Annotated in this window: 18 protein-coding genes; 8 read left to right on the top strand and 10 right to left on the bottom strand. The window is 60.6% G+C overall.

Annotated elements, in window-relative coordinates; all coding sequences use genetic code 11:
- Nucleotides 1-8: 8 nt before the first annotated feature.
- The 6 genes from BV071_RS20940 to BV071_RS33395 all read right to left on the bottom strand — a co-directional run bounded on the left by BV071_RS20940 (nucleotide 9) and on the right by BV071_RS33395 (nucleotide 16213).
- Nucleotides 9-701 carry a hypothetical protein gene (locus BV071_RS20940; RefSeq protein ID WP_035611484.1) on the bottom strand — a complete coding sequence of 231 codons (693 nt, stop codon included), beginning with the start codon at nucleotides 699-701 and terminating at the stop codon, nucleotides 9-11.
- Complete coding sequence (locus BV071_RS20935; RefSeq protein ID WP_052573689.1) at nucleotides 658-6885, bottom strand: hypothetical protein; 6228 nt, start codon at nucleotides 6883-6885, stop codon at nucleotides 658-660. Before BV071_RS20935 ends, BV071_RS20940 begins: the two co-directional genes overlap by 44 nt.
- A gap of 290 nt (nucleotides 6886-7175) precedes the next feature.
- Nucleotides 7176-9338 (bottom strand): PAS domain-containing protein, encoded by a 2163-nt coding sequence (locus BV071_RS20930; RefSeq protein ID WP_035611483.1) that lies wholly within the window; start codon nucleotides 9336-9338, stop codon nucleotides 7176-7178.
- 157 nt (nucleotides 9339-9495) lie between these two features.
- Nucleotides 9496-10314 (bottom strand): hypothetical protein, encoded by an 819-nt coding sequence (locus tag BV071_RS20925; protein ID WP_035611481.1) that lies wholly within the window; start codon nucleotides 10312-10314, stop codon nucleotides 9496-9498.
- A gap of 208 nt (nucleotides 10315-10522) precedes the next feature.
- Nucleotides 10523-11272: a PEP-CTERM sorting domain-containing protein gene (locus tag BV071_RS20920; RefSeq protein ID WP_035611479.1), complete on the bottom strand. Its 750-nt coding sequence runs from the start codon at nucleotides 11270-11272 to the stop codon at nucleotides 10523-10525.
- Between the two features lie 138 nt (nucleotides 11273-11410).
- On the bottom strand, nucleotides 11411-16213 hold the full coding sequence (locus tag BV071_RS33395; RefSeq protein WP_265594706.1) for a lamin tail domain-containing protein: 4803 nt from the start codon (nucleotides 16211-16213) through the stop codon (nucleotides 11411-11413).
- Nucleotides 16214-16352: 139 nt separating this feature from the next.
- On the opposite strand from BV071_RS33395, the gene BV071_RS20905 reads away from it, so the two are divergent.
- The 3 genes from BV071_RS20905 (at nucleotide 16353) to BV071_RS20895 (ending at nucleotide 19861) form a co-directional block, all read left to right on the top strand.
- Nucleotides 16353-16865: a gamma carbonic anhydrase family protein gene (locus BV071_RS20905; protein ID WP_035611477.1), complete on the top strand. Its 513-nt coding sequence runs from the start codon at nucleotides 16353-16355 to the stop codon at nucleotides 16863-16865.
- A gap of 196 nt (nucleotides 16866-17061) precedes the next feature.
- Nucleotides 17062-18669 (top strand): FG-GAP-like repeat-containing protein, encoded by a 1608-nt coding sequence (locus BV071_RS20900; protein ID WP_035611475.1) that lies wholly within the window; start codon nucleotides 17062-17064, stop codon nucleotides 18667-18669.
- 283 nt (nucleotides 18670-18952) lie between these two features.
- Nucleotides 18953-19861 carry a pepsin/retropepsin-like aspartic protease family protein gene (locus BV071_RS20895; RefSeq protein WP_265594705.1) on the top strand — a complete coding sequence of 303 codons (909 nt, stop codon included), beginning with the start codon at nucleotides 18953-18955 and terminating at the stop codon, nucleotides 19859-19861.
- 31 nt (nucleotides 19862-19892) lie between these two features.
- Here BV071_RS20895 and BV071_RS20890 read toward each other — a convergent pair whose 3' ends face one another.
- Nucleotides 19893-20222 carry a DUF5615 family PIN-like protein gene (locus tag BV071_RS20890; protein ID WP_035611471.1) on the bottom strand — a complete coding sequence of 110 codons (330 nt, stop codon included), beginning with the start codon at nucleotides 20220-20222 and terminating at the stop codon, nucleotides 19893-19895.
- Nucleotides 20223-20224: 2 nt separating this feature from the next.
- Entirely contained in the window at nucleotides 20225-20440 is a 216-nt protein-coding gene (locus BV071_RS20885) for a DUF433 domain-containing protein (protein ID WP_075090979.1), read from the bottom strand.
- Nucleotides 20441-20544: 104 nt separating this feature from the next.
- On the opposite strand from BV071_RS20885, the gene BV071_RS20880 reads away from it, so the two are divergent.
- Nucleotides 20545-20922, top strand: a complete 378-nt coding sequence (locus tag BV071_RS20880) for a VOC family protein (RefSeq protein WP_035611853.1) — start codon at nucleotides 20545-20547, stop codon at nucleotides 20920-20922.
- Between the two features lie 61 nt (nucleotides 20923-20983).
- Here the strand turns inward: BV071_RS20880 and dinB are convergent, their stop codons facing one another.
- Nucleotides 20984-22021: a DNA polymerase IV gene (gene dinB, locus BV071_RS20875; protein ID WP_035611461.1), complete on the bottom strand. Its 1038-nt coding sequence runs from the start codon at nucleotides 22019-22021 to the stop codon at nucleotides 20984-20986.
- A 328-nt stretch (nucleotides 22022-22349) separates the two neighbouring features.
- Nucleotides 22350-23351 carry a metallophosphoesterase gene (locus BV071_RS20870; protein ID WP_035611459.1) on the bottom strand — a complete coding sequence of 334 codons (1002 nt, stop codon included), beginning with the start codon at nucleotides 23349-23351 and terminating at the stop codon, nucleotides 22350-22352.
- Between the two features lie 174 nt (nucleotides 23352-23525).
- Between BV071_RS20870 and BV071_RS20865 the strand changes: the two genes are divergently transcribed.
- The 4 genes from BV071_RS20865 (at nucleotide 23526) to BV071_RS20850 (ending at nucleotide 26449) form a co-directional block, all read left to right on the top strand.
- Nucleotides 23526-23987 carry a bifunctional nuclease family protein gene (locus BV071_RS20865; RefSeq protein WP_035611458.1) on the top strand — a complete coding sequence of 154 codons (462 nt, stop codon included), beginning with the start codon at nucleotides 23526-23528 and terminating at the stop codon, nucleotides 23985-23987.
- Nucleotides 23988-24066: 79 nt separating this feature from the next.
- Entirely contained in the window at nucleotides 24067-25266 is a 1200-nt protein-coding gene (locus BV071_RS20860) for a hypothetical protein (protein WP_265594703.1), read from the top strand.
- Nucleotides 25267-25340: 74 nt separating this feature from the next.
- A complete protein-coding gene (locus BV071_RS20855; protein ID WP_052573687.1) occupies nucleotides 25341-25718 on the top strand; it encodes a cupin domain-containing protein in 378 nt (125 codons plus the stop codon).
- Complete coding sequence (locus BV071_RS20850; protein ID WP_035611457.1) at nucleotides 25715-26449, top strand: methyltransferase domain-containing protein; 735 nt, start codon at nucleotides 25715-25717, stop codon at nucleotides 26447-26449. Before BV071_RS20855 ends, BV071_RS20850 begins: the two co-directional genes overlap by 4 nt.
- Nucleotides 26450-26516: the final 67 nt, after the last annotated feature.

Below are 26516 nucleotides of genomic sequence, written 5' to 3'. Positions count from 1 at the left end.
AACAAGACTTATTTGGGTGCCTTCTTCAATGATTTGAGATCTGCTAAAAAGCCACGCCTCAGCTTTCTGCAGATTTCAGCAAATGAGTCCAACCGTTCTATTCGGCGAGTCAAAAGCATGGCTCTTTCCGCCCTCGGATCCTTCACAGTCGATGCATCAATATTGAGCAAGCGCCCAATTATATGGAGATCAGCAATACCCTTTTCCGGAATCGCTTCCTGTAGTAAACGTTTCGTCCCTTCAGACGCGGCCATTTCTGCGGCTTCCTCTAGGACTGCTTCGATTAGAATTCTCGCGGTTGCATCGATTACTTCGACAGCCTCAGCGACGTCGAGCACTTCCGGATCTTCCTCATCACTCGGAGTGACCTGCGAACGCAATCGCCGACGATAGAAAAATGGCCTAGGATCGTCCGGATTCAACCGGGTCAGCGCTTCAAAGATCGGTTCAAACCTTTCGAACGGTCTTCGTCCAGAAGGCCAATCACCCCGAGCCTGCCAAAGTGCCAACACCGTCTTAAAGCATTTCTCTTCTGCTTCGGCCCTTTCGACGCCATTCACGGTCTCCGCAAGTGTCATCTGTTCGGCGAGGTAATGAGCCATCCATCGAGTCAGGACAGTTGCCCGCTCCTCTTGTTCAAGAAGCACTACAAGCTCTTTACCCAATCTGATGGCTTTGGCGGGCGTCTCTGAGTTCTCCATTGGCGGAAAGGACGAAAATTTTATGGGATGCCGGGAGGTAGCCGATGTCATCAGACGACGAGCCACGATAGCGATGGATCGAGCGATTGATCTCGACACTGAAAATGAGATGCTTGCCGAGCAAAGAGCACAAGCGGCAAAGTTCTGAGGCAGCTCCGGAGATTCGCTCTCCCTCGCGATACGCTCTATCACTCTCCTCAGCGTCCTTTTCACTCCAAAGCTCGCTGACGAACAAGACCTCGCCGTCCGAAGCCCGACACCAAGTCCGCCTTTCGTAGTCAGATTCGACTCCCAACATCGCTGCAAACGAGGCACCTATCTCATAAGGAGGGTATTCAAGCTCGCACGCGTAGGGGTCGAATCCGTCCAAGCGCTTGTCATTCCCCCGCGCCCGATGAATCCAGCCAGTCAGCTCAAATGGGTAACTCTGAAGATCCTTGTCCGTATCCCCATAGCTGGGCAGTCTGTACTGAAAAGGGTTCTCATGGTGTCTCAGGGAGTCTGCCAAAGCTTGCGAGGTCTCCGGTGTAACCAGTGCGCTTGAGACTCGAATGCTTTCAATCCGCTCGTGGGAACATTCCGTCCAGCTACCGGCCAAACTGAGCCAGCCTGGCTGCGGGCTTTGATGGAGCAGCACATCCAGAAAATCGTCGGCACCCAAACTCCATCGCCATTCTCGATCTGAGAGGCCCTTGGTCCATGCCCGACGCTTAAGCGGCGAAGGATCTCTTCGGTCCACCAACCATCGCCCATCGGAGCGAGTCAGGGAGTGCCTGCTCAACCACTCTTCCCAGTTGCTTTCGCTTTCGTCATCGTCTCTACCGCGAATAACCGGCATCGCTCCAAGAAGTCGGGATGCCACCGACAGGAAACTGTGATATGAATAATAGAACCAATAGTCGTCGTTCCGAGGGTAACTCGAGTGGCTGTGGTCAGTTCCACGCTCATAGTAGTCCCGCGACTCCCAGAGGGCCGCTCGAGGGTCCGGCCGATAATCCTCACCGCTCGCAACCCGAAGATATTGGACGGCAGCTTCTTCAGCGAGTTCGATTACCTCTTGAGGCGGCACTCCAAAAACATGCCCAAGGTAGTTGAACCAATAAGCATCGAAATCGATTCCGAAATTCACGTTGAGACCCTTCTTTATCTCGCCTCGAACGTGCCAAGGAGTGCTTTCGCTCGCCGAATAATTCTCCCCCTGTTTCAAGGGAAATGGACTGTTTCCAACTTTCCTCAAGGCTCGAGTCGTTTCGACGGAGAATGCACCCGGCTGGGCCCCTTCAATCGCCAATGCGATGTCCGCCGCCGTCTTCTGAATCAGAATATGCGGCATTCCCGTCAACGCCAGTGACGCGAAAATACTGGCGTGCCGATACAATCGCAGTGGCACATCACAGGTTGTGCGAGCCAGTGCAATGAGAAAATATAACCGCGCGTGAAGTTGATAAAATGGAAAACGATGGCTTCCGAATGCGCCAACGGAGTTCCGTTGCAACCAGCCGATCAACGCATCAACCTCGGCCTCGCAACCAGCCTCTACAAGACGGCGGACGCAATGCACAGCCTCCCATCGAGTGGAAGAGAGGGGAGAGGCCAAAGCAGACCAAATGAACCCAGCCACGGCATCGCTAGTTGCTTGGGGCGGACGTAGCCACTCATCCCAAGGCCCGTCGCCAAAGTCATTGTCAATGTGCAACTCGAATCGACTCAACCCGTAGTCGAGAAGTCCCCCGCTCTCAGTTGGGGTCAGATCCGCAGCAACATTGGCAACAAATCCAAAGAAGGTTCGCGCATCCACCAGATCAAACGATTCGGCAAGGCCGCGAACGATGCCGGCCTTAATGTACCGCAGGTCGGACTCGTCAACTCTGCCCCAGTTCGTCCAATATTCCAAGGTGCCAGCTTCTGTGAGAGTCGCTGCATGCCGCTTTCCAAGCGACCGCATGAACTCCGGCCACCTTGCTTTAACCGCTGCCTTTTTCAGCCACTGTCCCCGAATGGGTATCAGCAAGTTGCCCGCATCGTATGAATCAATGGATTCCGCCAAAGGAACGAACTTCAAAAACTCGATCTCCCGGTCGGAAGGAACGCGCCGCACCAGTTCGCCCCAGAAATCTTCAAGCATGAACGGTGGATCCCCACTCCGATACCGAGCCTCGGCAAGTGCAATTCCTTCAGAATTCAAGACGTCGACGCCATTGAAAATCTCGTCCCAATCCGACGCTTGCAGCTGTTCACGATGCGAATGTGGGGGACCTGCCTCCGCCGAAGTAGCGATCAACTCGGAAGCAGCCTTGTAACTCGCCAGCAAAGATAGAAGCTTTCCTGGCTTCAACGCAAATTCCTCCGCAACTGCTGACAACCTCTGCAGGCTCTCACTACCTCCACCCGCCAGTTCGACATCTCGGATTGTGGCATCCAGGATGTACTGTTGATTCAGATGATCCGCCTCACGGCGAATACATCTCGTCGCAAACTCTGAGTCCGCATTGCAAGCGAGGAAGCCCGAAAGGCACCAGCCTGTTAGGGCCGTTATTTCACCTGCATTCACCGCTTCGGTGGCGAGGCCACTCATCGATCGAGCAAACCATCCCACCTCTCTGTCGCGCCATCGACTCAACGCCGCGAAAGCACTTGGAGCGTGCAAGCAGACGCCAACCCGGAAAACGTCGCTCCGACTCCAGTATTTTTCACGTGCAACCGACGCACCGACAATCTCCGCGCATTTAAAAAACCGGTAGGCCGTTTGTTCCGAAGATCTTCCTCCATCAGCCACTCGCCGAGCAACCGCCACTATAGCCTCCCAGCGAGGAATCATCTCATCACCGAACCTTGATACCGCATCGATGGCATGAATAAAATAGGTTGAGGCATCCGAAGCGCTAACGGCGACGACCGCCCTTGCCAACCGGATGTAAGAGTCGGCCCGCTCCTCCGGAGATTCTATCGCCATGGGCTCAACTGCGGCGACGCAGGACTGCTCCAATGCGGACCTTAGGGGGGCTAGATGCGCTGAGCGACATGCCACGCGCAGAGCGTCAAGGCGTCCGTTGAGCAAAAACTTCTGCGCGGCTCGATCCAAAACATTCTTCGTGAAGTGCCGCATCTCTTCCTCAGTTGCATTCCCCTTTAAAGCCAGAACGCTGAACCATACCGGGGAAATCTCATAAGGAAGCCGATCATGAGCCCGATAGCGCCCGCGGCGCGCCGACTTGGACGCTTCCCTGACTCCTTCCAGATCAATAGCGTCGGCCGCGGTATCGCGGGCAATGAGCCTAGCGCGCAGGTAGTACCACGGGAGCAAACCGCCTATCACCTGAATCAAGTTCTCCTCCTCGCTCGAACTCAAGAGCCGCACACGTGACTCATCATCCTTCTTCGGCAGTAGACTTCTCGGAGCCGGTTCGGCAGCACAAGCCAAGGCAGCACGAAGTGCAATTCCTCGCAGAAATCTAGATCGAGGTTGTTCGTGATAGTCGCCTCCAATCGTAGAATCCGCCGTGGTCTCCGTATAGCAATCAAGAACCGCCAAGATTTTTGGCGTCGAGAGTTTGTGGAATGCGCCCGCTTCACAGAAGGATACGATGGCGTCTGTGATTGTGTTGTCGAGGAAGAGCCCCCGCGCCCTTTTTATGCCTCGGCGGGCCAATAGGGCGAGAGTAGGCTTCAAGCTATTCTTGGGCGGAAACCTCGCGACGGCTTCCAGTTCGTCCGCAACCGCGAGGATCAAATAGGCGCTTTTGCGCCCTTCCAGGGCTAGCTTCTCAATTTCGTCAAACCGAGCCGCATCAATAAGACGACGAACGATTAATCTTCCAAGGCGGAGAATCACTTCCGGTGGCCTCCATCTGAACAGGAAGTGAACCAAACCTTCGGCCTCCAACAGATTAAAATAGGCCCAAGCCATCTCCGCGAGGTCGGCATCTTGTAGCCTTTCCCGGAACATGTCGCGCTTATCCCGTTTTGATCGCTCTTCAAAAAATATCGTCAGCCACTTCTCAGAGGCGCGAAGGTAGCCACGAGCCTCTCCTTTGAAATCTTCAACCGAGGAAAGAAGGGAGGCTGAATAGACGTTGGCCGATCCTTGCCAACCCCCGCTAAGCAACTGCCGGTAAGCCAACTCCTGAACGCGAGTTGGATCTAGCAGAGGGGCAACCATTTCCAAATTTTGGCGCAGTAGAAGTAGCTGCCTTTGGTCGCCGGCGACTTCCTCGCCAGCGCGGAACGCCAATTGCGCAGCATCGGCGATTCGATCTAGTCTCAGCGCGGCCCTGAACGCGAATTGAAGTCGATAGACACGGATGTTTCTTGCATCGATTGGGTCATGATCCGGCAAAAACTCATCGGATAGAGCCAACTCAATGAGGCGAGCGTAGTCCCCAGATCTAAGCAGCAGTTGCGGCAGGGCCTTGGCCACGTAGGGGAAATCCTTCGCCAGCGGGGCAAGTAACTCAACGTACTTTTTGACTTGGTTGGAATCACCAGCAAATTGTTCGCGAAACCATGTTTCTGTTGGCTCGTCGCGGAACATCACCGAACTGTCCGAATGCCAGAGGGGATGCCCGAGATCGCTGACAAAACTTAGGATAGTCGGCTCTTCCACTTGCGCCGCCTTGGCAAGAACGGCTGTCGGAATAAATGGAGGCAGGTTCGCCAGCCCTGAGCATATCGCGTCTACCTGGATCGACACTTCAGCGATACTGCGATCCTTGATCCCCGCCACGGCTGACTGGAGTTGTCCGCTGATTTGGGCGGCAACTGTAGTTACAGAGGGACCGAGGCTTGCCAAGATCTCTTCAATTGTCTGACGCCCACTCCTTAGTCCGTTGGCTTGCACGCGCGGATTTCCTCCAGTCAGGCGGTGAAACTCCCTAACGTCGTCATCTGATGCTTCAGGGAAGACGCTCCGCAGATGTGCCGCAGTTTCCTTCTCGCTGAATGGCTCAAGGGGTAGCTGAATTACTGAGCTCTTAGGTTTGAGCATGTGGCTGCGCTCCGTTCGGCACAGAGCCACCAACCGACACCCTTCCGGCAGTTGCTCACGAAGCAGCCCATTGGCGAAACATTTATCGCTGTTTTCCTGCGCCGCCATTTCGGCGTTATCGGCGGCGTCAATCAGAATCACCAGTAGCGCTGTCGGCTCGATCTCTCTCAGCGCTTGAACAGCCTCTTTTAACCGGGAAAAAAAGGAACGGAAGAGTGCGTCTGCCAACGTCCCGGGATGCATCACGAGCATGCGGCAGTAACCGGACGCGGCAAGTTCGTTGGCTATCTGGACCAAAGCATCACAGGCGCGATGGCGAGGCTCGCTGGGATTCCGATACTTACCGGATCCAAAGCAGTCGTAGACCAATCCCAACGATCCTTTTGGAAGACCTTCTGCAATCTGGCGAGCAACAACAGACTTGCCGACGCCTCCTGCTGCGTGGATGATCACCGGCGACGTAGACCTCATGACATGATTCACCAAGTCGTCATGTTGCTCGCGTTGGATGATGTGCGGAAGGATCTCGAATTCACGGGGAGCAGGAAAAAGGTCCCGGTCAGACGTCACACCGAGGCGCTGCAGGACATCCTCCCGAAGTATCTCGCCTTTCCTTCTGCCTTTTACAGGATGTGGTAGCGCTCGTTCGGAAACCAAATTAACGATTTTGTCCGCGTCTTCACTCTCCACGAATCCAGCCAAGTACTCAGCCAACTCACCATGCAGTTGTTGATGCTGCACGACATAATCACCCTCACCATCAGCGACGACTAAGGAAGTGATAAATGACTGGAGTTGATCGCCCTGAAGACCAGTTGCCGCTTCAAGTTGTCGCCGTTGAGCGATGGGTATGGTTCCACCTTCCGAAATAGCATGAAGTGCCTTGCTAAGCTTAGGCGCGAGATTTCGATTGGTTACAAAACTGAAGCCGATCGAGTCGATTGCTGCTAAGGAATCGCTCTGGGTGTGATGTTCCAAGAGGCGCGCAGAAAAAGCACCGAGGGTCTCCCCTAAATCTCTGAGCCCGATCGATTTTCTCTTTCTTACTGTGCTGTGCTTCAATTGGACATAGTGCACGCTCGTCTTTCCATCAGCAGACTCGGAGTACTCGGCCAAGTCGATCGCGCATTCCCCTGCCAAATCTGGTTCAAGCGATGCTTCGATGGTAATCGAAGAGACGGGGCAGCGTGGATCGATCATTCGAAGGCACCTTCGCGCGGCCCAGCGATAGTGAAAGGCATCTCCCGCACGGGAGTATCTTACAAGATCACTTGGGTTCGCGCCGGAATCGGAGCGGATCGACATGTCGCTGGCTTCCACGGGTTTTTTACGGGCGGGCATCTAGCAATCGGCGAAAGAGAAGTTATGGCATTCTGAAAAAATCCGAAAGGAAGAATTCTCCGCCGCCAGATCCTAGAGTCAATCAAAGCTCATTTTCGCTATCTTTCTGCCGTCACCGTGTCTTCGTCCGCCCTTATCACAATACCTGTTCAAGCCTTCAAAGTAATCGAAGCCCGCACCCCGCCTGCCGGCAAGTTCTCCAGCTCCAAGGTTCCGTTGTGCAGTTCGACGATCTTGCGGCATACCGCCAAGCCCAGGCCTGTCCCCGTTCCCGTCGGCTTGGTGGTGAAGAAGGGATCGAAGAGCTTGGACATGATCGCCTCGTCGATGCCGGTGCCGGTGTCGTCCACCTCGATTTTTACGATGCGATCACCCTCCCGCAGGTGACCCGCGGTGCGTAATCCTTCATCGCGCCTTACGCCGCTCAGGATCTGACTGTAGGCGCGCAATGTCAGGGTGCCGCCAGCGGGCATCGCGTGCATCGCATTGATCATGAGATTGACCAGCACCTGCTCCAGCTTGGTCGAGTCCACGCTCACCGGCGGGAGTTCGTGCTCGATGTCCTTGATCAGCTTCACCCGCCCTTGGCGCAGAGGATACTCCACCAAGGCAATCGCATCCGTGATCACCTCGGTGATGTCCTTGGGTTCCACCGAGAGCTGCCGCGCGGAGGAATAGTCCACGAGGCCCTTCACGATCTTCTTCGCACGGTCGATGCCCCGCTTCATCCGCTCGATGGTCTCCAAGCCCTGCGCATCGTCCGCCGGGACCCTTCGCGCCAGCAACTCGATGCCCATGCCGATCATCGCCAGCGGGTTCTTCACCTCGTGCGCCACGCCAGCCGCAAGTCGCCCCACCGACTCCATCTTCTCCGCCTGGATCAGTTGTTCCTGCGCGGCGCGGAGATCCTCGTTGGCATGGATCAAGTCGTCGTTGAGCCGGTGCATCGATTGCTCGGCCGCCTTGCGGTCGGTGATGTCGGTGGAGATCGTACCGATCGCCTTCAGCTCGCCGCGCAAGTCAAGCAGCGGGAACTTCACCGAGACATAGGTCCGCGGCTCATTGTCCACGTACAATTCCTCATCCATCTGCAGAGCCTCACCGCGCTCAGCGACCAAGAGGTCGTGCTTGCGGAACTTGTCCGCCGCCGCCTTGTCCCCCATGAGCTGGTGATCGGTGAAGCCGAGCACATCCTTGCGCTCCAGCGCAAAGAGAGCCTCGAAGCCGCGGTTCACCATCAGGTAGCGGCCCTTGAGGTCCTTCATCGAGATTACCGCCGGACTATTGTCGATCATCTCCTGCATCCGCTGCTCGGCTTGGATCGCCTTCTCCTGCGCGCGACGCTGCTCGGTCACATCGCGGTCCATGCCGATGATCCCCCACGGCTTCCCATCGGCATCGCGGAGCAGCACCTTGGTGGTCACGAAGTAGTGGAGGTCGCCCTTGCGCAATTCGAGCTGCCATTCGCGGTTGAGCACCGGATCTCCCGTCGCGATCATCCGCAGGTCCTCCTCCTTGCCGGTGCGCACCACCATTTCCGGGAAGTAGTCGCCCGGCGTCTTGCCGATCATCTCCTCCGGCGATTTCGCGCCCACCCACTCCGCCATCGCCTTGTTCACCGTCAGATAGTGGCGCTCCAGGTCGCGGGCGAAAATCTTGTCCGGAAAGCCGTCGATCAGCGAGCGCAGCATGTTGCGTTCACGCTCCAGATCGTGCTGCGCCTGCACCAGGGTGCTCACGTCACTCGACATCCCGAAGGTGCCGATGATGTGGCCCTCATGGTCGCGGAAGGGCATCTTGTTGGTCAGCACCCAACCGGTTTTACCATTGGGAAAGTTCTCCCGCTCGATCAGGCCATCGATCGGGATGCCGGTCTTCACGATCTTCATCTCATCCGCCCGGGCCTGGTCGGCGTGCTCCTTTCCGAAAAGGTCGTGATCGGTTTTGCCCACCAGGTCTTCCGGATGGCCCCGTCCCACGTAAGTGGCCATACTCTGGTTCACCCGCAGGAAGCGCGACTCGCGGTCCTTGAAGTAAATATTGGCCGGCACGTTCGCCATCAGCATCTCGAAGTAGTGCTCCAGCTTGCGATGCGACTCCCGTCCCTCGCGGAGTTGCTTCTCCAAATCGCGGTTGATCTCCACCAAGCGCGTCACGCTGCTGCCACCGCCACTACCACCCATCCGGCCTCTCCCACCTGCCAGATAGCCTCCCGCCACCAGCACCGCTGCCCCCACCCCGATCCTCACCCCGCGGTCCGAGGGCACGTTCATCAGCACCACCGTCCCGCCAAAGATCACAAGCGCAGCCACGCCTGACAAAACACCCGCTGGCGAAGGGATTTTCACCGCCTCTATCAGATCACCTTCCGGTCATCCTGTAAATGACCCTTTGAAAGGAACGAACCACCAAGTCGCAAAGTCTGCAAAGGTCTTGAAACTTGGCGCGCTAGGCGGTGCCTCTAATTCTTCAGCACAGCCTCACCATGTCCTTCACGAACTGCCCCCAGAGGAACAGCAGGCCGCGGAAGGAGTATTCGAAGTGCCCGTCGCCGGTCTCGCGGATGATCCCAGCTTCCAGGTTGTGCCGGATCTGGGTCTTCATCTCCGTTTCAATCGACTCCTCGATCTCATCCGGGTCCGGCATCCGCAGGTTGTCCGGCTCCACGTTCAGGCGCCGCAGAAAGTCCTGGTGGTCCTTGAGGATGTGGTGGAAGCAGTTCCGCTCACAGGGGACATGGTTCCAGCGCATGTTAGCCGGGCACTTGAGGGTCGGCGAGAACGGGAAATTCGTGGTCCGCAGGATCCGGCCGTCCGCATCGCGGGAGGTCACCGAGATGAAGGCGAAGGCGACATCCCCTTGCTCGCAGAGGCAGACCGCGCTGACCGCCCGCTCCTCCGGGTGCCAGAACAAGCGGAAGAACTGCTTCATCCCGCCCCACTCCCAGCCGCAGTCATCCACATGCTCGAAGCCAGCTTCTTCCATCGCCGCGGCGGCTTCCACCGCGTTCGGGAAGAAGGAGGGATCCGGCACTTCTTTCTGCCGCAGCCGGTTCTCCAGTGGCAGACGCATCCGCCGGATCCGGGTCAGCAGCTCGACCCAAGGCAGGAAGAACCATACCGCCACGCCGGCAATCCCCCACCACAGGCAGGCGGTCAGGTAATACAGCGACAAGAAGCTCGCCGTCAGGAAAACCACCGCGCCCGCCTTGCGGACCATTGCCTTACGCGCCGACCGAAGGCCGATGGCGAGGACGAAAAGTCCGATGACGATAAGGCATTTTTGCATGGATCTCCGGGAGGGCGGAAACCAAACGCCCCAAGCCCCTTCGTCAAGGACGACCTTGCGGAGGCGAGTGATTGCCGACCTCGAACTTCTCCGCGTGAATGTGACGGCTGTCCAGAGAATCGTTTCCGAGCCCGAAGGCGGGCCTGAAAAGCCCGGTTCCTACCGCGGAACCGGGCCTTTTAACGGGAAAAAGGCTTGGAAGGCGCCCTCAGCGGCGACGGCGCAGAAGGCCGGTCAGACCCAAGGCCGCCAGCGTAAAGGCAGACGGCTCCGGGACCACGAAGGCCGCAAAACTCTGGCGGGACGCACCGCCGCTCCACTCGTTCGGCGCGCCGAAGGTGCTAGTGCTTCCATCGTTGTACTGGGACGTGAGCGTGATCAAGGGTGAGGGATCAGCCTCCAGCTTGAAGATCTCCGTGGCACTCACCCCACTGCCAGCGTAGCCGACCTGTCCCTCCCCGGACGGACCGAAGACCAACGTCGAAAAGGAATCTAAAATCGCGACCTGGGAGTTCTTCTCGTCCATCGGGAAGCTCCCGTCGTAGCCGACCGCAGAGGTATTCACGTAGGTCGAGTCGCCTACGTAGATGTTCGTGTGCGCCCAGCCGGCGGTCGCGAAATTGTCGACGATGTTGATCCCCGTATCCAATCCACCCGCCGCGGTATTGTCCTCGTGGAAGGTCAGGATCGTGCCCGCCTGCACCGCACTCCAGTAGCTGGCGTTTGAAAGGGTGAAGAAGCCGGTGTTGGTGGTGCCGTTGTTGTCGACCCGGAAGGACCAGCCGCGCATGTCCACGGTGGATCCGGCAGTGCCATTGCCAACCACGACGACCTCAAACCAATCGCCCGGCATGGAAGCGCCACCAGCGTTGATTTCGTTGACGATAACCGAGGCCGCGGGGGCCACGGACGGAAGGGCGCAGCAGAGCGCCACAAGCAGCAGGGGGTGGGTATTCATGAGCAGAGCCGGCAAAAGGCCGGGAGTCACATTCCAAAGCGACGCCCCGGCAACGGCCCGTGACTATTTCGTAAAAAAGAACGGTCCCCGCGGTTGCCCGCGGAGACCGTCTGCCATGGAGCCCAAGGGCGGAGAAACTCAGGGCTGGGTCACATCGAAGCGGAAGAACTTCGCGCCACTGGTATTGATCGTCACGCGGTAGGCCAGGAAGCGGGCGTCGTTGACGATCGGGCCGTTGCCGGCATTCGAGCGTCCGTCGCCTTGGCTGACCACATTTCCGCTGCCGTCGAGCATCATGACGTTCGAGGACTGGAAGTCGTTGTCATTGGCCACGAAGAGGAAGAAGTCATCGGGCGCAGGAGTGGAAAGGTCCGGCACCAGGGCCATGCCCTCGATCTTCTCGTTGACCGTGTTGGAGTCAGGAGTGGTGTTGTTGGTATTGAAGCCGAACTTCGCCAAGTCTCCCGGAGCGAGCATGTTGATCACTTCCGTGGAAGCCGCGGGAACAATGGCAGGGTTCAGCACGCCAGCCGGGCTGATGGCAGCATTCGGCCCGTCGTAGAGGCCCAGGATGTTCGTGGCCGAGCGGAGGCTCACCAGTTGCACCGACTTCAGCACCGTGGGCGCGGGTGGGTTGCCGGTGTTCAGGCCGGTGCCGAGGCCGTTGCCATCGCGCGGCAGCATCAGGAAGATTCCTTCGCCCAGGGCGACGATCTCCGACTGGGCCGCGGTCCGATCGGCTTCCGGGCCGTCGCCGTTTGAATCCCAACGCGGCAGCTTCACGACGTATTCCCCGACCAGCACGGGATGGTCCCGGTCGAACTCGATGTCATAGACAAAGAGTCGGGTATTGTTGCGGGTCTGCTGCTGGGCTCCATTGGTGTCCTGGACCAGCGCGCTCTGCATCAGGGCCAGAAGGCGCTTGCCGTCCGGAGTTACCGAAACACCTTCCAAGCCTTGGTTGTTGCGGCGGCCGCTGGCCGGCGGATTCACCGAATCGTAGTTCGGCGTGCCTGCGGGCTTGAAGGGCTGCGCCGCCGTCGGCAGCTGGGTCAGACCGGTGATCTGCTTGTCCGGATTGAAGCGGGCGATGTAGGTGCCGTATTCGTCCCCGATGTAGCCGGAGCCATCCGGGAAGAGGTACAGTGCTTCCGCATCAATGCTCAGCAGCTTGGTTTGCGCACCGCCGGGGCCATTCGCCGCGGTGGCCGTGCCGACCGTCTGGCCGAAGAGCGTGCTGGTGCCATCTGGGTTGAAGCCGGTGGTGAACTTTTCAACACCGTTATCCAGATAGGTGAACTTGGTGGTATCGATGTAGCTCGGTGTAATCTGGGTCTGGGCGACGGGTGCGGCACCGGTGTAGGGCGTGAAGTTGAAGTCCACCCGGTGAACCCGCGCGGCGTAGTTCGAGAAGATCGTGCCGCTGTTGAAGCCGCGGTCCGGCAGCACGTTGAAGGTGCCGTGGAAGCGACCCGCTTCACCATCCCAAGACCAGTCGGTGATGAAGAGCCCGGAAGCCGCGCCCTGAGTTTCACCGAAGCTGTCCAAGCTATCGCCACTCAGGCGGCCTGCGCCAACCAAGCCGTGGTTGATGAAGCGTACGCTGCCCAGGCTGGCCCCGGGTGTCGGGGTGGTATGCGGAGTGAGATAGGTCGCGGAAGTCCCGGGGGCGGGAGGCAGGGTGCCCGGAATCGGAAGACTATAACTGGTCTCCGTGCCATTCAGCGTGCCCGCGGCGGCAAGGTAATCGACGCCTTCAAGCGCCGGGCTCCAGTGCTGGAGGTCAGTGGAGACCTGCAATACGCCGCTCACATCCGTAGCCCCGGTCAGCAGGCTGAAGCCGAGCTCCAATCCGGAGCCGCCCTGCATCAGGGTCAGGACATTGGCTCCGTCGCTGGAGTCATTGGGGTTCAGGCCGAAGAAATACTCCTGGCCGTTGCTGAGGCCGTCGCCATCGCTGTCCGCATTGAAGGATGCCGCCGGATAGCCATGGAGCGCCAGCCAAGCCGGGAAGCCGGTGAGGCTGGAGTTGCTGATACCGCCGGGCGAACCGATCTCCGCAGCATCGTTTTGGGCGATGAAGGCACCATGCGTTCCCGGCACGCTCAGGGCCGAGATGAAGGCCGCATCGATACCCGCCGCGTTGTCGAAGGTTGAGAAAGGCGAGACGTTGTCGGCAACGCTGAAGTAAACGCTGGCGCGCAGTTGGTTGGTCGGATCGTAGAGGTTGACCTGATCGGCGCTCGAGCTGAGGCCGATGTTGAGGCCCGAGTAGTAGCCGACCTGAAGGCCAGCCGGGGGATTTGAGCCGAACCAGGTGCGTTTGAAGGTGCTGATGGTGGCTGGCGCGGTGGTCGGGCTGGTGGCCTCCAGGAAGACCGCCGATTCACCCGGGGCCAGTTCCGGAACACCATTCAGGCCCAATGCTCCGCCCAGTGGGGAAGCAGAGCTATCATCCACCTTCCAGCCGCTGAGGATCACCGGCCGTGCGCCTAGGTTCGTGAGCTCGAACCAGTCGGCAGCAGCGGGGCTGTTGGAGCTCGCCCATGAGGCTACCTCGGAGATGATGATCTCGCCGGTCGTGCCGGGGGAGCCAATCTCGTTCGAGTCACTCGCCGCGACGAAGGCACCGTAGACGCCCGGGACGCTGAGCTGCGAGATGGCAGTACCGTTGAGGGCGGCGGCGTTGTCGAAGGTCGCAAAGACCGGGCCGGGAGAGGACGCCGCGAAGGTGACGTTGTTCCGCAGGGTGCCGCTGGCATCGTAGAGATTCACCGCATCGCCACCCGAGCTGAGACCGAGGCCCACGGAGTCGACGAAGCCGATCTGCAGGCCGGCCGGGGCCGTGCCGTTGAACCAGGTATTGATGAAGCTGGCGGTCTTATCGGCCAGTTGGGAGGCGGTGATGTCGGTGAAGAGGATCACCGACTCGCCCGGCTTGAGCTGGCTCACGCCGACGATCGGACCCGCTGCGGCGAAGGAGTTGGAATTGTCATCGATCTTCCAGCCGCTGATATCGGCCACGGCGTTCGTGGTGTTCGTAAGCTCGATCCAGTCGCAGGCCGCGGGGCTGTTGCTGCTCGCCCAGGCCGCCACTTCGGAAACCACGACAGGCGGGTAGCTCGAGTCCTCCGGCTCGATATTGATCACCGCCAGCGTGTAGGAGGTGGTAGCATCCGGGGTGGCACCCAGCGTGGTGTCGTCCACCGAGATCGTGATGCTGTAGCTGGTCTTGGTCTCGAAATCGAGAATCGTGCCCGGCTTGAGGTAGAGGCTGGAGCCGGTGATCTGGAAGAAGGCGGCATCCGGCCCGCCGATCGTCAGGGTATTGGTGCCCAAGCCGTCGTCGCTCACCACGACGTCACCAACCTTCACCGCGGTGCTGACCGGAGTGTTCTCCTGGACCGCGGTGGTGGCATTGGTGATCGCGATGGCGGTAGGGGCCGCATTCGGGGCGGAGGTCGGCTGATAGACCCAGAGCTCGGGGTGGTTGATGTTGCCGCCGCCGTTCTCGTTCACCACGTAGATGGTGCCGTTGCTGTCCATCGTGACGCCCTCATGCTGCTGGGCAGCGACGGAAAGGGTGTCGGCGGGATCGGCGCTGATATTGAGCACGCTGGAGATGCTGCCGCTGCGGCTGATATTGACGATCCGGGCGTCTTCCTGGCTCAGCACCAGCAGGCGGCGGTCAGGCAGGGTGAAGACATCCGCCACGTCGGTCAGGCCCAGCAGGGCGGGATCAAAGAGATCGACCGAATTCTCGGTGGTCGGCGAGCCATTGGTGGCGGTGCCGGCGGCGAAGTCGACGTCCGTGGCGAAGATGCCGATCGGCGACATTTCCTTCAGCGCGATGAAGCCACCGTTCTGGCGGTCATAGGAGACGCCTTCGGTTCCCAGGTTATCGTTGAAGGTGCCGAGCTTGACTGTCTGGGTGCCGGCGCGGGTGAGCGTGGTCCCGGCATCGTAGTGGAACTTCACGAGCTGGCGGTCACGCTCCTCGGTGAAGACGAAGTAGCCGTTTCCGACGTAGGTGATGCCTTCCGTATCGAAGAACTCCGTGCCCTGCGGGCTGCTGCCCAAGGCGAGGGTCATGGTATCGAGCAACTGCCCGGTCTTGCTGACCCGGGTCACCGAGCGGCCGCCGTCGCCCACGATGTAGAGCGAGTCATTGTCCCAGTTGTAGGCCACGCCGGAGGCCTCTTGGGCCAGCAGGTTGGTATTGGGCGTGCCATCCGGCAGCGCGGTGCTCAAAGGCTCCGGCAGCGGGTAGCGGGCCACGCGCACGTAAGTGGAGAGATCGATCCCCTTGTCGATCCGGCCGGGCGAACCGATGTCCGAGGCATTGGTGGCGGAGGCAAAGCTGCCGAAGTTGCTGCCAGTGGCATTCGTGTACTTCGGGGCGCTGACGCTGGAGCGGGGATCCCAGACCAAGGACTGGGTAGCAGTGCCTCCGGCCGCGGCACCGGCGTGCAGGTTGTTTGCCGGGATCGCATTACCATCGGAGCGGACGAAGCCGCCGGTGCCGTAAGTGAAGCCGAAGACCGTGGTCCCAGCGCTATTGTAGAAGGTCACGCCATCTCCGCCGCCGAGGCCGGGGCTGCCGCCGGGGGACGGGAAGACCCGAACGCTGGCTGGTAGTCCGGCACCCCACCAGGTCCGGAAGTTCGCTTCCGAGGCATGGGTGAAAATGATCGATTCGCCCGCGGCGATCACGGTACCGTTGGGCACCGGATTGGCGTTCGAGAAGCTGTTCCCGCCGGTGTAGTCGGTCCAGCGGTAGCCGCTGATATCCACTGCGGCTGAGCCCATATTGGTGAGTTCCCAGAAGTCTCCCGAGTTGGCGGCAGCTTGGTTGGACTGGACTTCGGTCAGGAGGAGTTGCCCGTGGCTGACGCCTGCAAAGGCGACAAAAGTGAGAATGAGGGTAGGAGGTAGCTTCATGGCGACGGTCGCCATTTAGGCGATCCCGTTGCCGCGTCGCCCTTCCTTGCGTGGCAAAGACGCCACGTGACAATTCCGTTGGATGGCACGCGGGTGGATTCACGGGTGACAGGCCCGGATCGCGCTTGCATGCTCCCGCATGGCCATCGAGCGCTACGAAGACTTCTTTCCGACTGTCGCCCCCACATCCTTCATCGCGGCTAGCGCCGATGTTATCGGCCGCGTCACCCTGGGCGACGAAGGCAGCATCTGGTACAACGCGACCGTCCGCGGCGACATCAACGAGATCGTGATCGGCCCGCGCTCCAATGTGCAGGATAATGCCGTGATCCACGTTTCGGACGACCTCGGCACCTATCTGGGCGAGTTGGTCACGGTCGGTCATTCGGCGATCCTCCATGCTTGCACGGTGAAGGATGAGGCCTTGGTGGGCATGGGATCCATCATCTTGGATGGCGCGGTGATCGGCGAGCGCTCGATCATCGGCGCGGGCTCGCTGGTGACTGGCGGCACCATCATCCCCCCGGGCTCACTGGTGATCGGCTCGCCGGCCAAAGTGGTGCGCACGCTTTCCCTGGACGAGCAGGCGAAGGTGAAGGTCTGGGCAGAGAAGTATCTGGTGCAGTGCGCGAAGTTCCGGGCGCGGGCATAGCGGAGGCGGCTCCCGGAGACCGTGGTCTTGTCGCTCTTGGACCACCTACAACCCCTGTCAGGGGAGAACCTTACACGCGAAACTAAAAGTCATTAAGAATTAATAGTTAGGAAAAGCGAATCGTTAGAGTGAATATTGACTTTTGTTAGAGTTTTGGGTTCAGACTGTAGGGTCGCCATGCACACCCACACCCTACATGAACACACCCCTGACTCCCCTGCGGCTGAGGACAATCCTCATCGCAGCCGCAAGCTCCACCCTCCTGCTTCAAGTCCACGGAGCTGAATTGGCATTCGACCTTCTGCCCGAGGTCGAGAACCAGCAGCTTGGCGCGACCTTCGCCGCGGTAGGCGATATCAACGGTGACGGCGTCACCGACATTGCCATCTCCGATCCCGGCTACGCCACCGAAGGTTTCCCTGCCTCAGGGGCGGCCTTCATCGTGAGTGGCAAGGATGGCACCGCCCTGCGTACCTACCTGCCCGAGTTCTCGGCCTCCTCCCAATACTTCGGAACTACCCTCGCGGCCCTGGATGCTGACGGCGACGGCGTGCTCGATCTTGCGGTCGGCGCCCCGGGATATGCTGGCAGCATTGGTGCCAGCGCGGGCACGGTACGGGTCTTCTCCGGTGCCACCGGCGCATTGATCTCCGCGGGCTTCGGCACCGTGGGCTCGCAGTATGGCGTCTCGCTTGCGAATGCCGGCGACCAGAATGGCGACGGCAAGGAGGACCTCTTCGTGGGGGCCTCGACTTATGTGAATGGCAGCTTCCGTGGCGCTGTTTTCATCCAGTCCGGAGCGGATGGATCGACCCTGCAGACCTTGCAGGACAATGTCACCTTCAGCATGTTCGGCACCTCGGTCGCCGCAGTCGGAGACGTGGATGGAGACGGCAAGCCCGACTTGGCGACGGGCACTCCGTCCTACAGACCCACCGGCGGAACTTTCGTCGGGCGCGTGGTGCTGGTCCGCAGCTCGGACTACACCCCCGTGGCGCAACTCATCGGCACGACTCCGAGCGGCCGCATGGGCAATAACCTGGCATCGGCTGGCGACGCGAATGGCGACGGAATCTCGGACCTGCTGGTAGGTTCCCTGAACGGCGGAACAGCCTTGCTGGTCTCCGGCGCGGATCTCACCACGATTCTCGATCTGTCCGTCAGCGGTCTGCCGGCGTCCCAGTCGATCAACGTCGGCGGTGCCCTCGACTTCGACGACGACGGGGTGCAGGACTACCTGATCGGCTCGCCGGCGCTGAATAGTGTGAATGTGGCGAACGCGGGTGGCGTGCGGATCATCTCCGGCGCGGATAGCAGCGTCCTCTTCGAGCAACTCGCGACCACGGCCGCCACCGGCCTGGGCAGCGGCATGAAGGCGCTGCCGGACTTCGGCTTCGCCTTCGGTGAAAGCTCGCTGATCGATGCGGAAACCGGCGGTCGCGGGATCGGCCACGTCTGGACCACCATCAAGGAGGATGTCCCGCCGCCCCCGGTCGATACCGATGGCGACGGCATTACGGACGACGTGGACAGCGTGGTGAACTCGATCATGGATGCCACGGTGAGCATCCTGGGCGTGAACAGCACGGTGCCGAACCGGGTGGACACAAGTGGCAAGACCCTGGCGGACCGCTATGCCGCGGGCCTGCCGGTGCTCAATCCGAAAAAGCCGGGTCCCTATGTCTCCTCACTGGCGCATCTCACCAACGACTTGGTGAAGGCTGGCCTGCTTACCCCGGTGGAAGGCATTCGCATCGTCGCCTCTGGAGCGGTGGGTGTGGTGCTGACCAAGTTCAAGCGCTGAGTCAGCGACCTGACAGACCAAGGATTCAGAGCGCCCCGGGTGAGAACCCGGGGCGTTTCTTTTTGGCAGACCCGTTAGAGACGGACTTGCTGGCGTGCGGTTTCACCAACAAATCCGGCCAAGGACGGAATTTCCTATCCGAATCATCGCCAGCGTGAGGAATTGTTTCAGAGTGGACCGCCTCACCCCGGCCGGCCTCCCCATGTCGATGCGAATGAAAATCGGAAGCTTTTTTCGAAGGTGGCCAGTCCTGCTCGCCATTCAGATCATGGCGGGATTCGCGATGCCAGGTTGCTCCCTGCCGGGGAATTCCGGGGTCGGTTCGCGGGGACAGGAGCGGACGACGATCCGGCTCGAACGGCGGAATCAGTGCCTGGGCCTGCCGGTGGAGATCCAAGGGATCTCCGGGTGCATGCTGCTGGATACCGGCAGCTACGACACCTACGTGAATGTCCGGCTGGCGGATGAGATGGGGGTGAAGCTCCGCAGGTCCGACCTGAAGATTCAGGGCATCGCGGGATCTCAAGGCGGTGTGATGGAAGGCAGGATCTCCGCCAGCGTGCCCGGCATGGGCAAGGGAGCGTTCCAGAGCCTTTCCGGGAACCACCGTTTCCGCGCCATCCCGAGCGAAGCGGTGCCCGGCATGGGCCGTCATCTGGGAATTCTGGGATTGGAGCAACTCGCGGATGCCAATGCACTGGTCGATTGCGGTACCGGCACTCTCACCATCACGGCTGCAGGAGGAGCGCATCCGACGCCGCCGGGTTGGTTCGATGTGCGACTGGTGAAGCACCACTACGGTGCCTCCGGCTTCATGTGGGCGGTGCCGGTGACCTTGGGCAAGACCGAGGGCTTGATGATCGTGGATACCCTGGCGGAGGTTTCGGTGGTAGGTGAGCGCTTTGCCAAATCCGCCGGGATTGAATTGAGCCATTCCAGCTCCGGAGCTTACGGGGCCGGCGGATGGACCGGGTATTTGAAGAAGGGCACGACCCCGAAACTGGTACTGGGCGGAGCGGTGAACCTGGGGAGGATCGAGGTGATGAGCAGCCCGATGAAGCTCCTTGAGGGTTCTGACCGGAATGCAATGGGGAAGGCGGTACCAGTGGTGGGATTGTTAGGAATAGAGCAGCTGGTAAGGATGAGGGCGCGCTTGGATTGCGCAGGCGGGGTGCTGCAGGTGGCGCGGTGAGGGTTCCACAAAGACCCGCGGCTCCGCTCAATTAGCGAACCTCGATCAAACGCTCTCCGTCCTGAAGCCAAGTTTCAATCTGAGGCAGCAGAGGCACAAACCACTCCAGAAGGGCCTGACGGCTGGTGTTGCCAATCCGCAGCCAGAGGATGACCGGCGCCTCTCCTCCTTGGCTCAAGCGATGGGCGAAGTCCTCGTCCTTGGTGACAAGGATGGCCTGGTTGGCCAAAGCATATTGCCAGATCGCTGAGTCGTTTGCCTCGGCTAAAGCCACGTCTATCACATGCTCCGCAATATGACCCCTGGAGGAAAGCATCCGAGCCAGCGCCGGCGGGAGTTGTGCATCCACAAGAAAGCGCATACTCAACGCGCAAGAAGAACCGGATGATCCGCTTCCGCAGCCGCGTAGGCCAAACAGGCTCGGATGTCGGCAGCTTCGAGGTAGGGATAGTCCTCAAGGATTTCTGCTTCGCGCACTCCCGAAGCGAGCAGATCGAGAACATCCTTCACACGGACACGCAGTCCCCGGATGCAAGGACGCCCACCGCACTGCTCGGGATTGAAGGTAATCCGGTCCATCGGCAGGAGCATAGCGTGAGATCGGCCCGAGGTAAAGGACCGCGTCCGGGGTCTCGGATGTGCGTTGCCTCGCGGTAGTTTGCGTCTTGAATAGCAGCACCATGATGCTCCACCACCTCTCCTTCGCCGTCGCCGATCTGGCGCGTTCCGCGGCCTTCTATGACGCCGCATTGAAGCCCTTGGGGTATGTCCGCGTTTGGGACGACGATGAGGCGGTTGGCTATGGTTACCCGGGAGGCGGAGACAAGTTTGCGATCAAGCAGCGGGATAGCGTCGATGTGCCGGGCGAAGGATTTCATGTCGCCTTCGCCGGGTTGTCGCGCGAGGCGATCGATGCGTTTCATGCGGCGGCATTGGTCCATGGTGGGGCGGACAATGGCGGGACGGGTATTCATCCGGAATATGGGGATGACTACTATGCTGCCTTTGTGATCGATCCGGATGGATATCGGATTGAGGCGGCGTTGCAGCGCGGGGCATGAAAGCTCGACTCACTTCTGAAAGAAGCTTGCCACGAAATGACGCTCGAAGAGCGACACTCCCTCACAGCAGCTCCATCTGCCGGTGATCCTCCGGATCGCGGAAGCGGACACCGACGCCTAACAAGCGCACTCCCCTCCCCTCGCTGCGCTGCCAGGCTTCGGCGAGGAGTTCCTCGAAGATCTCCTTGTCCACCCAGGTATGGGCGCGCTCGGCTGTGGTGCGGGTGAAATCGGCGAACTTCATCTTGAGGACCAGCGAGCGGATCTGGCGGTCTTCGTGGCGCACCAGATCGGCGGCAACCTCCTCAATCATCGGGTGCATCACCGGCCGGAGATCGGCGAGGGAGTGCAGGTTCTCACGGAAGGTGTTTTCGGTGCTGAGGGACTTGCGGATGCGCTCGGTCCTCACCTCGCGGATATCGATACCGCGGCAAAGTTCCCACAGCTCCAGGCCCCAGCGGCCGAAGCGGCGGGCCATCTCGATCTTGTCGAATTGCTGGAGTTCCCCGCAGGTGCGGATGCCGATGCTCTCGAGCTTGCCCGCCATCTTACCGCCGACACCCCAGATGCGGCGCACCGGGAGGGCCTTCATGAAGGCATCCACTTCCTCGGGCTTCACCTCAAACTGACCGTCCGGCTTCCGCCAGTCGCTGGCGATCTTCGCGATCATCTTGTTCGGAGCGATACCCGCGGAGGCGGTGAGGCCGCCGGTCTCCTCCTTGATCTGGGTGCGGATCTCGCGGGCGAGGGCGGCGGCGGAAGTGTTGAGATGCGAGAGGTCGAGATAGGCCTCGTCGAGAGAGAGCGGCTCGATCTTGTCGGTGAAGCGGCCGAAGATCGCACGGACCTGGGCGCTCACGGTGCGGTAGAGGTCGAAGCGGGTGCGGACCAGGATGAGCTGCGGGCAGAGTTCGAGGGCCTTGAAGACCGGCATGGCGGAGCGGCAGCCGTACTTGCGGGCCTCGTAGTTCGCGGTTGTGAGGACGCCGCGGCGCGAACTGCCGCCGACACCGACCGGCTTGCCCTTCAGCGATGGATTCTCCCGCTCCTCGATCGCGGCGTAGAAGCAATCCATGTCGATGTGGACGATCTTGCGCATCGCGGGTCGCGGGGAGCATCGCGGCTTGGCGGTCTTGCCGCAAGGCTTGCGAAGTGGCGCGGCCTCTCCTGAGCCGCAGTTGGAAGACTTACGCAGAAGTGCAGATGCGGCGCTGGGATGCGTCGGCCCTCGGCGGCAGCTTTTCTCAGGCTGACTTCACGGGAGCACTCTGTTTTGAGCCGTGCTATGGGCAGATTCCCTCCGGAATGCAGAGGTGATGGTTTGGGTTCATCTCCCCAGTCGCGGCTCTGGAGAGGCCGCGCCACTTCGGCGACGTGAGATCCGGGGTGGATTCGCACCGCCAGAACGGCGCAGCCGTTCCGCTACCTTAGCCGAGGATCCTCCAATCGTAGTTCACGCCCTTGGTGAACGCATGCAGCATGTTCCCGTTCGCATCGATATGGCGGATGGTCATCACCCCTTCGCTCAACGAGAGGTGGCTGAAGCCATTGACCGCGAAAACCTTCGAGCCCGGACGGATCGTTTCCGGAGTCGGATAGATCCGCGCGCCGCCGCCGCCGGAGAGGACGAAGGAGGTGCGGTGATTCGCGAACTCCATGTGCTGGAGGTCGTGATCGTGGCCGCAGAGGTAGATGTGCACGCCGTGCTTCTCCAGCAGCGGCGCGAGGTCCTGCACCAGCTCCTTGGTATCGCCATGGGCGGCATCGGAATAGACCGGGTGGTGCCCGCAAACGACGGTGAAGGGGGCACGCGGCGAGGCGAGCTGTTCTTCGATCCACTTCATCTGGGCCACGCGCTCCTCCTCCGCCATCCAGCAGGGCCGGTCCTTGTGGATCGCGGCATTGATGGTCTGCCAGTTGGTATCCAGCATCAGCAGGGTGACCTGCGGATTCTCCACGGGAAGATCCAGGCGGTAGTACTTGGACGGGAAGGTCCAGCGGGTCGCGCGGTTCAGCGAGGCGGCGTAGCCGAGTTGGACCTGCTCATTGCCGACGGTGTCGTGGTAATCGTGGTTGCCGAGGATCGGCCAGCAAGGACCTGGGAACTCCGAGCCCGGATAGATCGCCGAGAAACCGGACTGCCAGCGCGGGGATTTCACCCCGCCGGGCATCGCGCCGTAGAAATTGTCGCCTAGCAGCAGCAGGCCATCCGGCTTTTTGCCGAGCTGCGCGGCATAGCGGATCATCGCCCGGCCGACCGCCTTCTGTGCGACATCGCCAGTGCCGAAGTCGCCGAGCGCCAGGAAGTCGAGCGAACCGCCAGCCGGAGCGCCTTGGGCCAAGCCGCGGGTGCTCACATTCAGCCCGCTGAAGACACTGGAGCAGAACAGGGTCTTGAGCGCGCGGCGGCGATTCATTTGGAACTTCATGGTGACGAGGAGCTTTCAGGATATCGTGGCAGGGCCCGGCAGGGCAAGATCCGCTAGAGAGCCCCTGGGGACCCCGGGCGGTCCGGTCGGGGCCGCATATACGGTCGCTCCTTACGGAAGGTTTAGACAGGATTTCACCTTGGAAATGCCCGAAGATGAGGCGAGAAGTGCAACGTGCCTGACTTGGTCCGCGTTGAACCCATCGCCCTGCTTCCCACTCCCGCCGGCTGTGCCGTGTTCCTGGGAGACGGCAAGAAATCGATCGTCTTCTACATCGATCTGGCGATCGGGGCCTCGATCAATGCTGCGCTGGCCGGGGAGACGCCGCCGCGGCCACTGACCCACGACCTCTACCTTTTCACCCTGGAGGCCTTCGGGGCCAAGGTCAGCCGGGCAATCATCGTGGCCCTAGACAAGGAGATCTACTACGCGCGCCTGATCCTGGAGGCGGAAAATGAGATCATGGAGCGCAAGATCGTGGAGCTGGACGCGCGGCCGAGCGACTGCATCGCGATCGCCGTGCGCGCAGGGGCTCCAGTGTTCGTGGTCAGGGACTTGTGGGAGTCGCTGGACGACATGTCCTCAGTCCTGCAGGACATGAAGGACAAGGGAATGGAGCTGGGCGGGGGATTGTGATCGCGATGACACATTCGTCGCAATCCCCAGCATAAAACTCCCCTTGCGCAGCTTCAGAGTGATCCTAGTTTTCGGAACTATGCCCGCCACCAGCCTCCCCCACTACTTGTCCGAGGAGATTCTGCTACACCCCGAAAACCGGGAGTTTCCGCCCTTCGATCTAGTCCGCCTGCTCGGAACCGTCTTCAAGCCGACCCAAGGGTGTCGGGTCTGTATTCTGACGGACTTCGACGAACCCGCGGGGCTGATCGACGATTTCAACTTCCTCAAGGAAGAGGGCTTCCCGGTGCAGAAGAAGGCCCACGAGGCCTTTTACTTGGGCCTGAAGAACGGGGCGATGAAGGAGCTGGGGATGCATGGCGGCGAGATGTTCGCCTACAAGTGCACCCACGGCTCGAACCTCGACTTGGAAGACGCGGTCTGGGACACGAATGGGACCAAGCTTTCGCTGGATCGGGACATCTACCCGCACTACGACCTGATCCTCTGCATCTCGACCTTCTCCGCGACCGCCCCGTTGACGGCCAAGGCGAAGGAATTCGGCTTCCGTGGCGCGACGCTGCACGGGCTGAACGACATCATTCTGGGCTCCGGGCTGGCGGTGGATTACCACGAAGTATCCGCGGATGCCGAGAAGCTGCGCCTGGCGATGAACAAGGCGGACGAAGTGGAGATCGATTTCGAGCTGGAGGACGGCCGAATCCTGACCGCTTGGCTCGGCCTGGGTGGGCAGGAGGCCCAGAAATCGCACGGGCTCTGCCAAGGCAAGAAGCCGGACATCGCGAACCTGCCGGCCGGAGAGGTGTATTTCGTGCCACAGGATGCCCGCGGGCATTTCCCGATGAAGTATGAGGACGGCACGCTGGGCCTGCTGACGGTGGAGAACCGCTGCATCCTGCGCTCCGATCTGATCCAGGGAAACCAAGCGACGATCGACCGCCACAACGCGCGCCTGCTGGACGACCCGATGACAGGGACGCTGGGTGAGCTCGGTTTCGGGACGCAGGTGCTGCCGGTCTCCTACGCGGACATCCAAGATGAGAAGGTGCTGGGCACCTGTCACTTGGCGACCGGCCGCGATGACCATCTCGGCGGGGACATCGTGCCGGAGATGTTCAAAAAGCACGAGAACTCGACCCACGACGACATCCTCTTCGCGCCGCACAAGACGCCGAATTTCAACATCAAGCAGGTGCGGATGAAGCGCGGGACACAGCGGGAGATCCTGATCGAGAATTTCCGCCCGGCGCGCTACCTGATGGATGCGCTGGCTGGTTGAGGAAGGCCGGAGTTTCGAGGCAGGGCAGCACGGAGAATCGACAGATTCACCGGCGCCCTGCCAGATTTCCGCTGATGAAGCGCTTCCAACACGTCGAGCTCGGCGACTTGCCGCCGATCCAGTGCAGTTGCGGGACGACCCGACGGGCCTTCGTGGACCAGCCGGATGCGCCCGCCTCCGCGCACTATCTGGAGGTGAGCGATGAGCCGCTGAGCCACTACCACCTGAAGACCACCGAGATCTACGTGGTGCTGGAGGGCGAGGGCTTCATCGAGCTGGACGGCGAGATGGTGCCGGTGAAGCCGCTGAGCGCAATCATGATCCGCCCGGGCTGCCGTCACCGCGCCGTGGGGAAAATGAAGATTTTGAACATTCCGGTGCCGAAGCACGATGATGCCGACTTCCACTACGACGAGGTGGCGCTGAAACCCGGACAAGTAGCGATCCATTGAGCACGAATCCCAATCCCTACGAAAGCGCGCGCCTGCTCGCGGAATACCTGCTGTTCCACTATGGGACGGCGGCTGAAATCCTGCCGGAAACCGCGCCGGCGGGGATGCGGGAGGCCCTCGATTTCGCGGTGCGGACGACCAAGCACTTCTCGCCCGGAGCGGTGGAGCGGACTCTGGACGTGGGCTGTGCGGTGGGGCGGTCCACCTACGAGCTGTCGCGGGACAGCGCGGAGACGCTGGGGATCGATTACTCGCACAATTTCATCCAGGCTGCGGCGGATCTCGCAAAGGGACCGCTGAACTACGAGCGACTGGACGAGGCGAATCTGCGGACGGTGCTGGAGGCCCGCGTGCCGCAGGGGCTGCCGGTGGGGCGGGTTTCTTTTGAGACCGGGGACGCGATGTCCTTGCGGGCGGACCTAGGGGCTTTCGACCGGGTGCACGCCGCGAACCTGATCTGCCGGCTTTTCCTCCCCGCTATGTTCCTGAAGCGGCTGCCGCAATTGGTCCGGCCAGGCGGAGAGCTGGTGCTGGCGACGCCCTGCACCTGGCTAGGAGAGTTCACCCCGCCGGAGAATTGGCCGGTCGGCAGCACACTAGACTGGCTGGGGGAGGAATTGGGGCGGGATTTCGAGCTGCTGAAGGCGGTGGATGAGCCCTTCCTGATCCGGGAGACGGCACGGAAGTTCCAGTGGACGAGCTCGCTAGTGAGCGTGTGGCGGCGGAAGTAGGCCGCGAATCGCGGATAAGACTATGGAGTGCTGCGGCACGCAGTCCCAAGCGGGAACGGGAGGTCTT

This window comes from Haloferula sp. BvORR071 (genome assembly GCF_000739615.1).
In the GTDB taxonomy this organism is placed as follows: domain Bacteria; phylum Verrucomicrobiota; class Verrucomicrobiia; order Verrucomicrobiales; family Akkermansiaceae; genus Haloferula.
The sequence above is the reverse complement of the archived record's forward strand: the minus strand, read 5'-3'. Positions and strand labels throughout refer to the sequence as shown.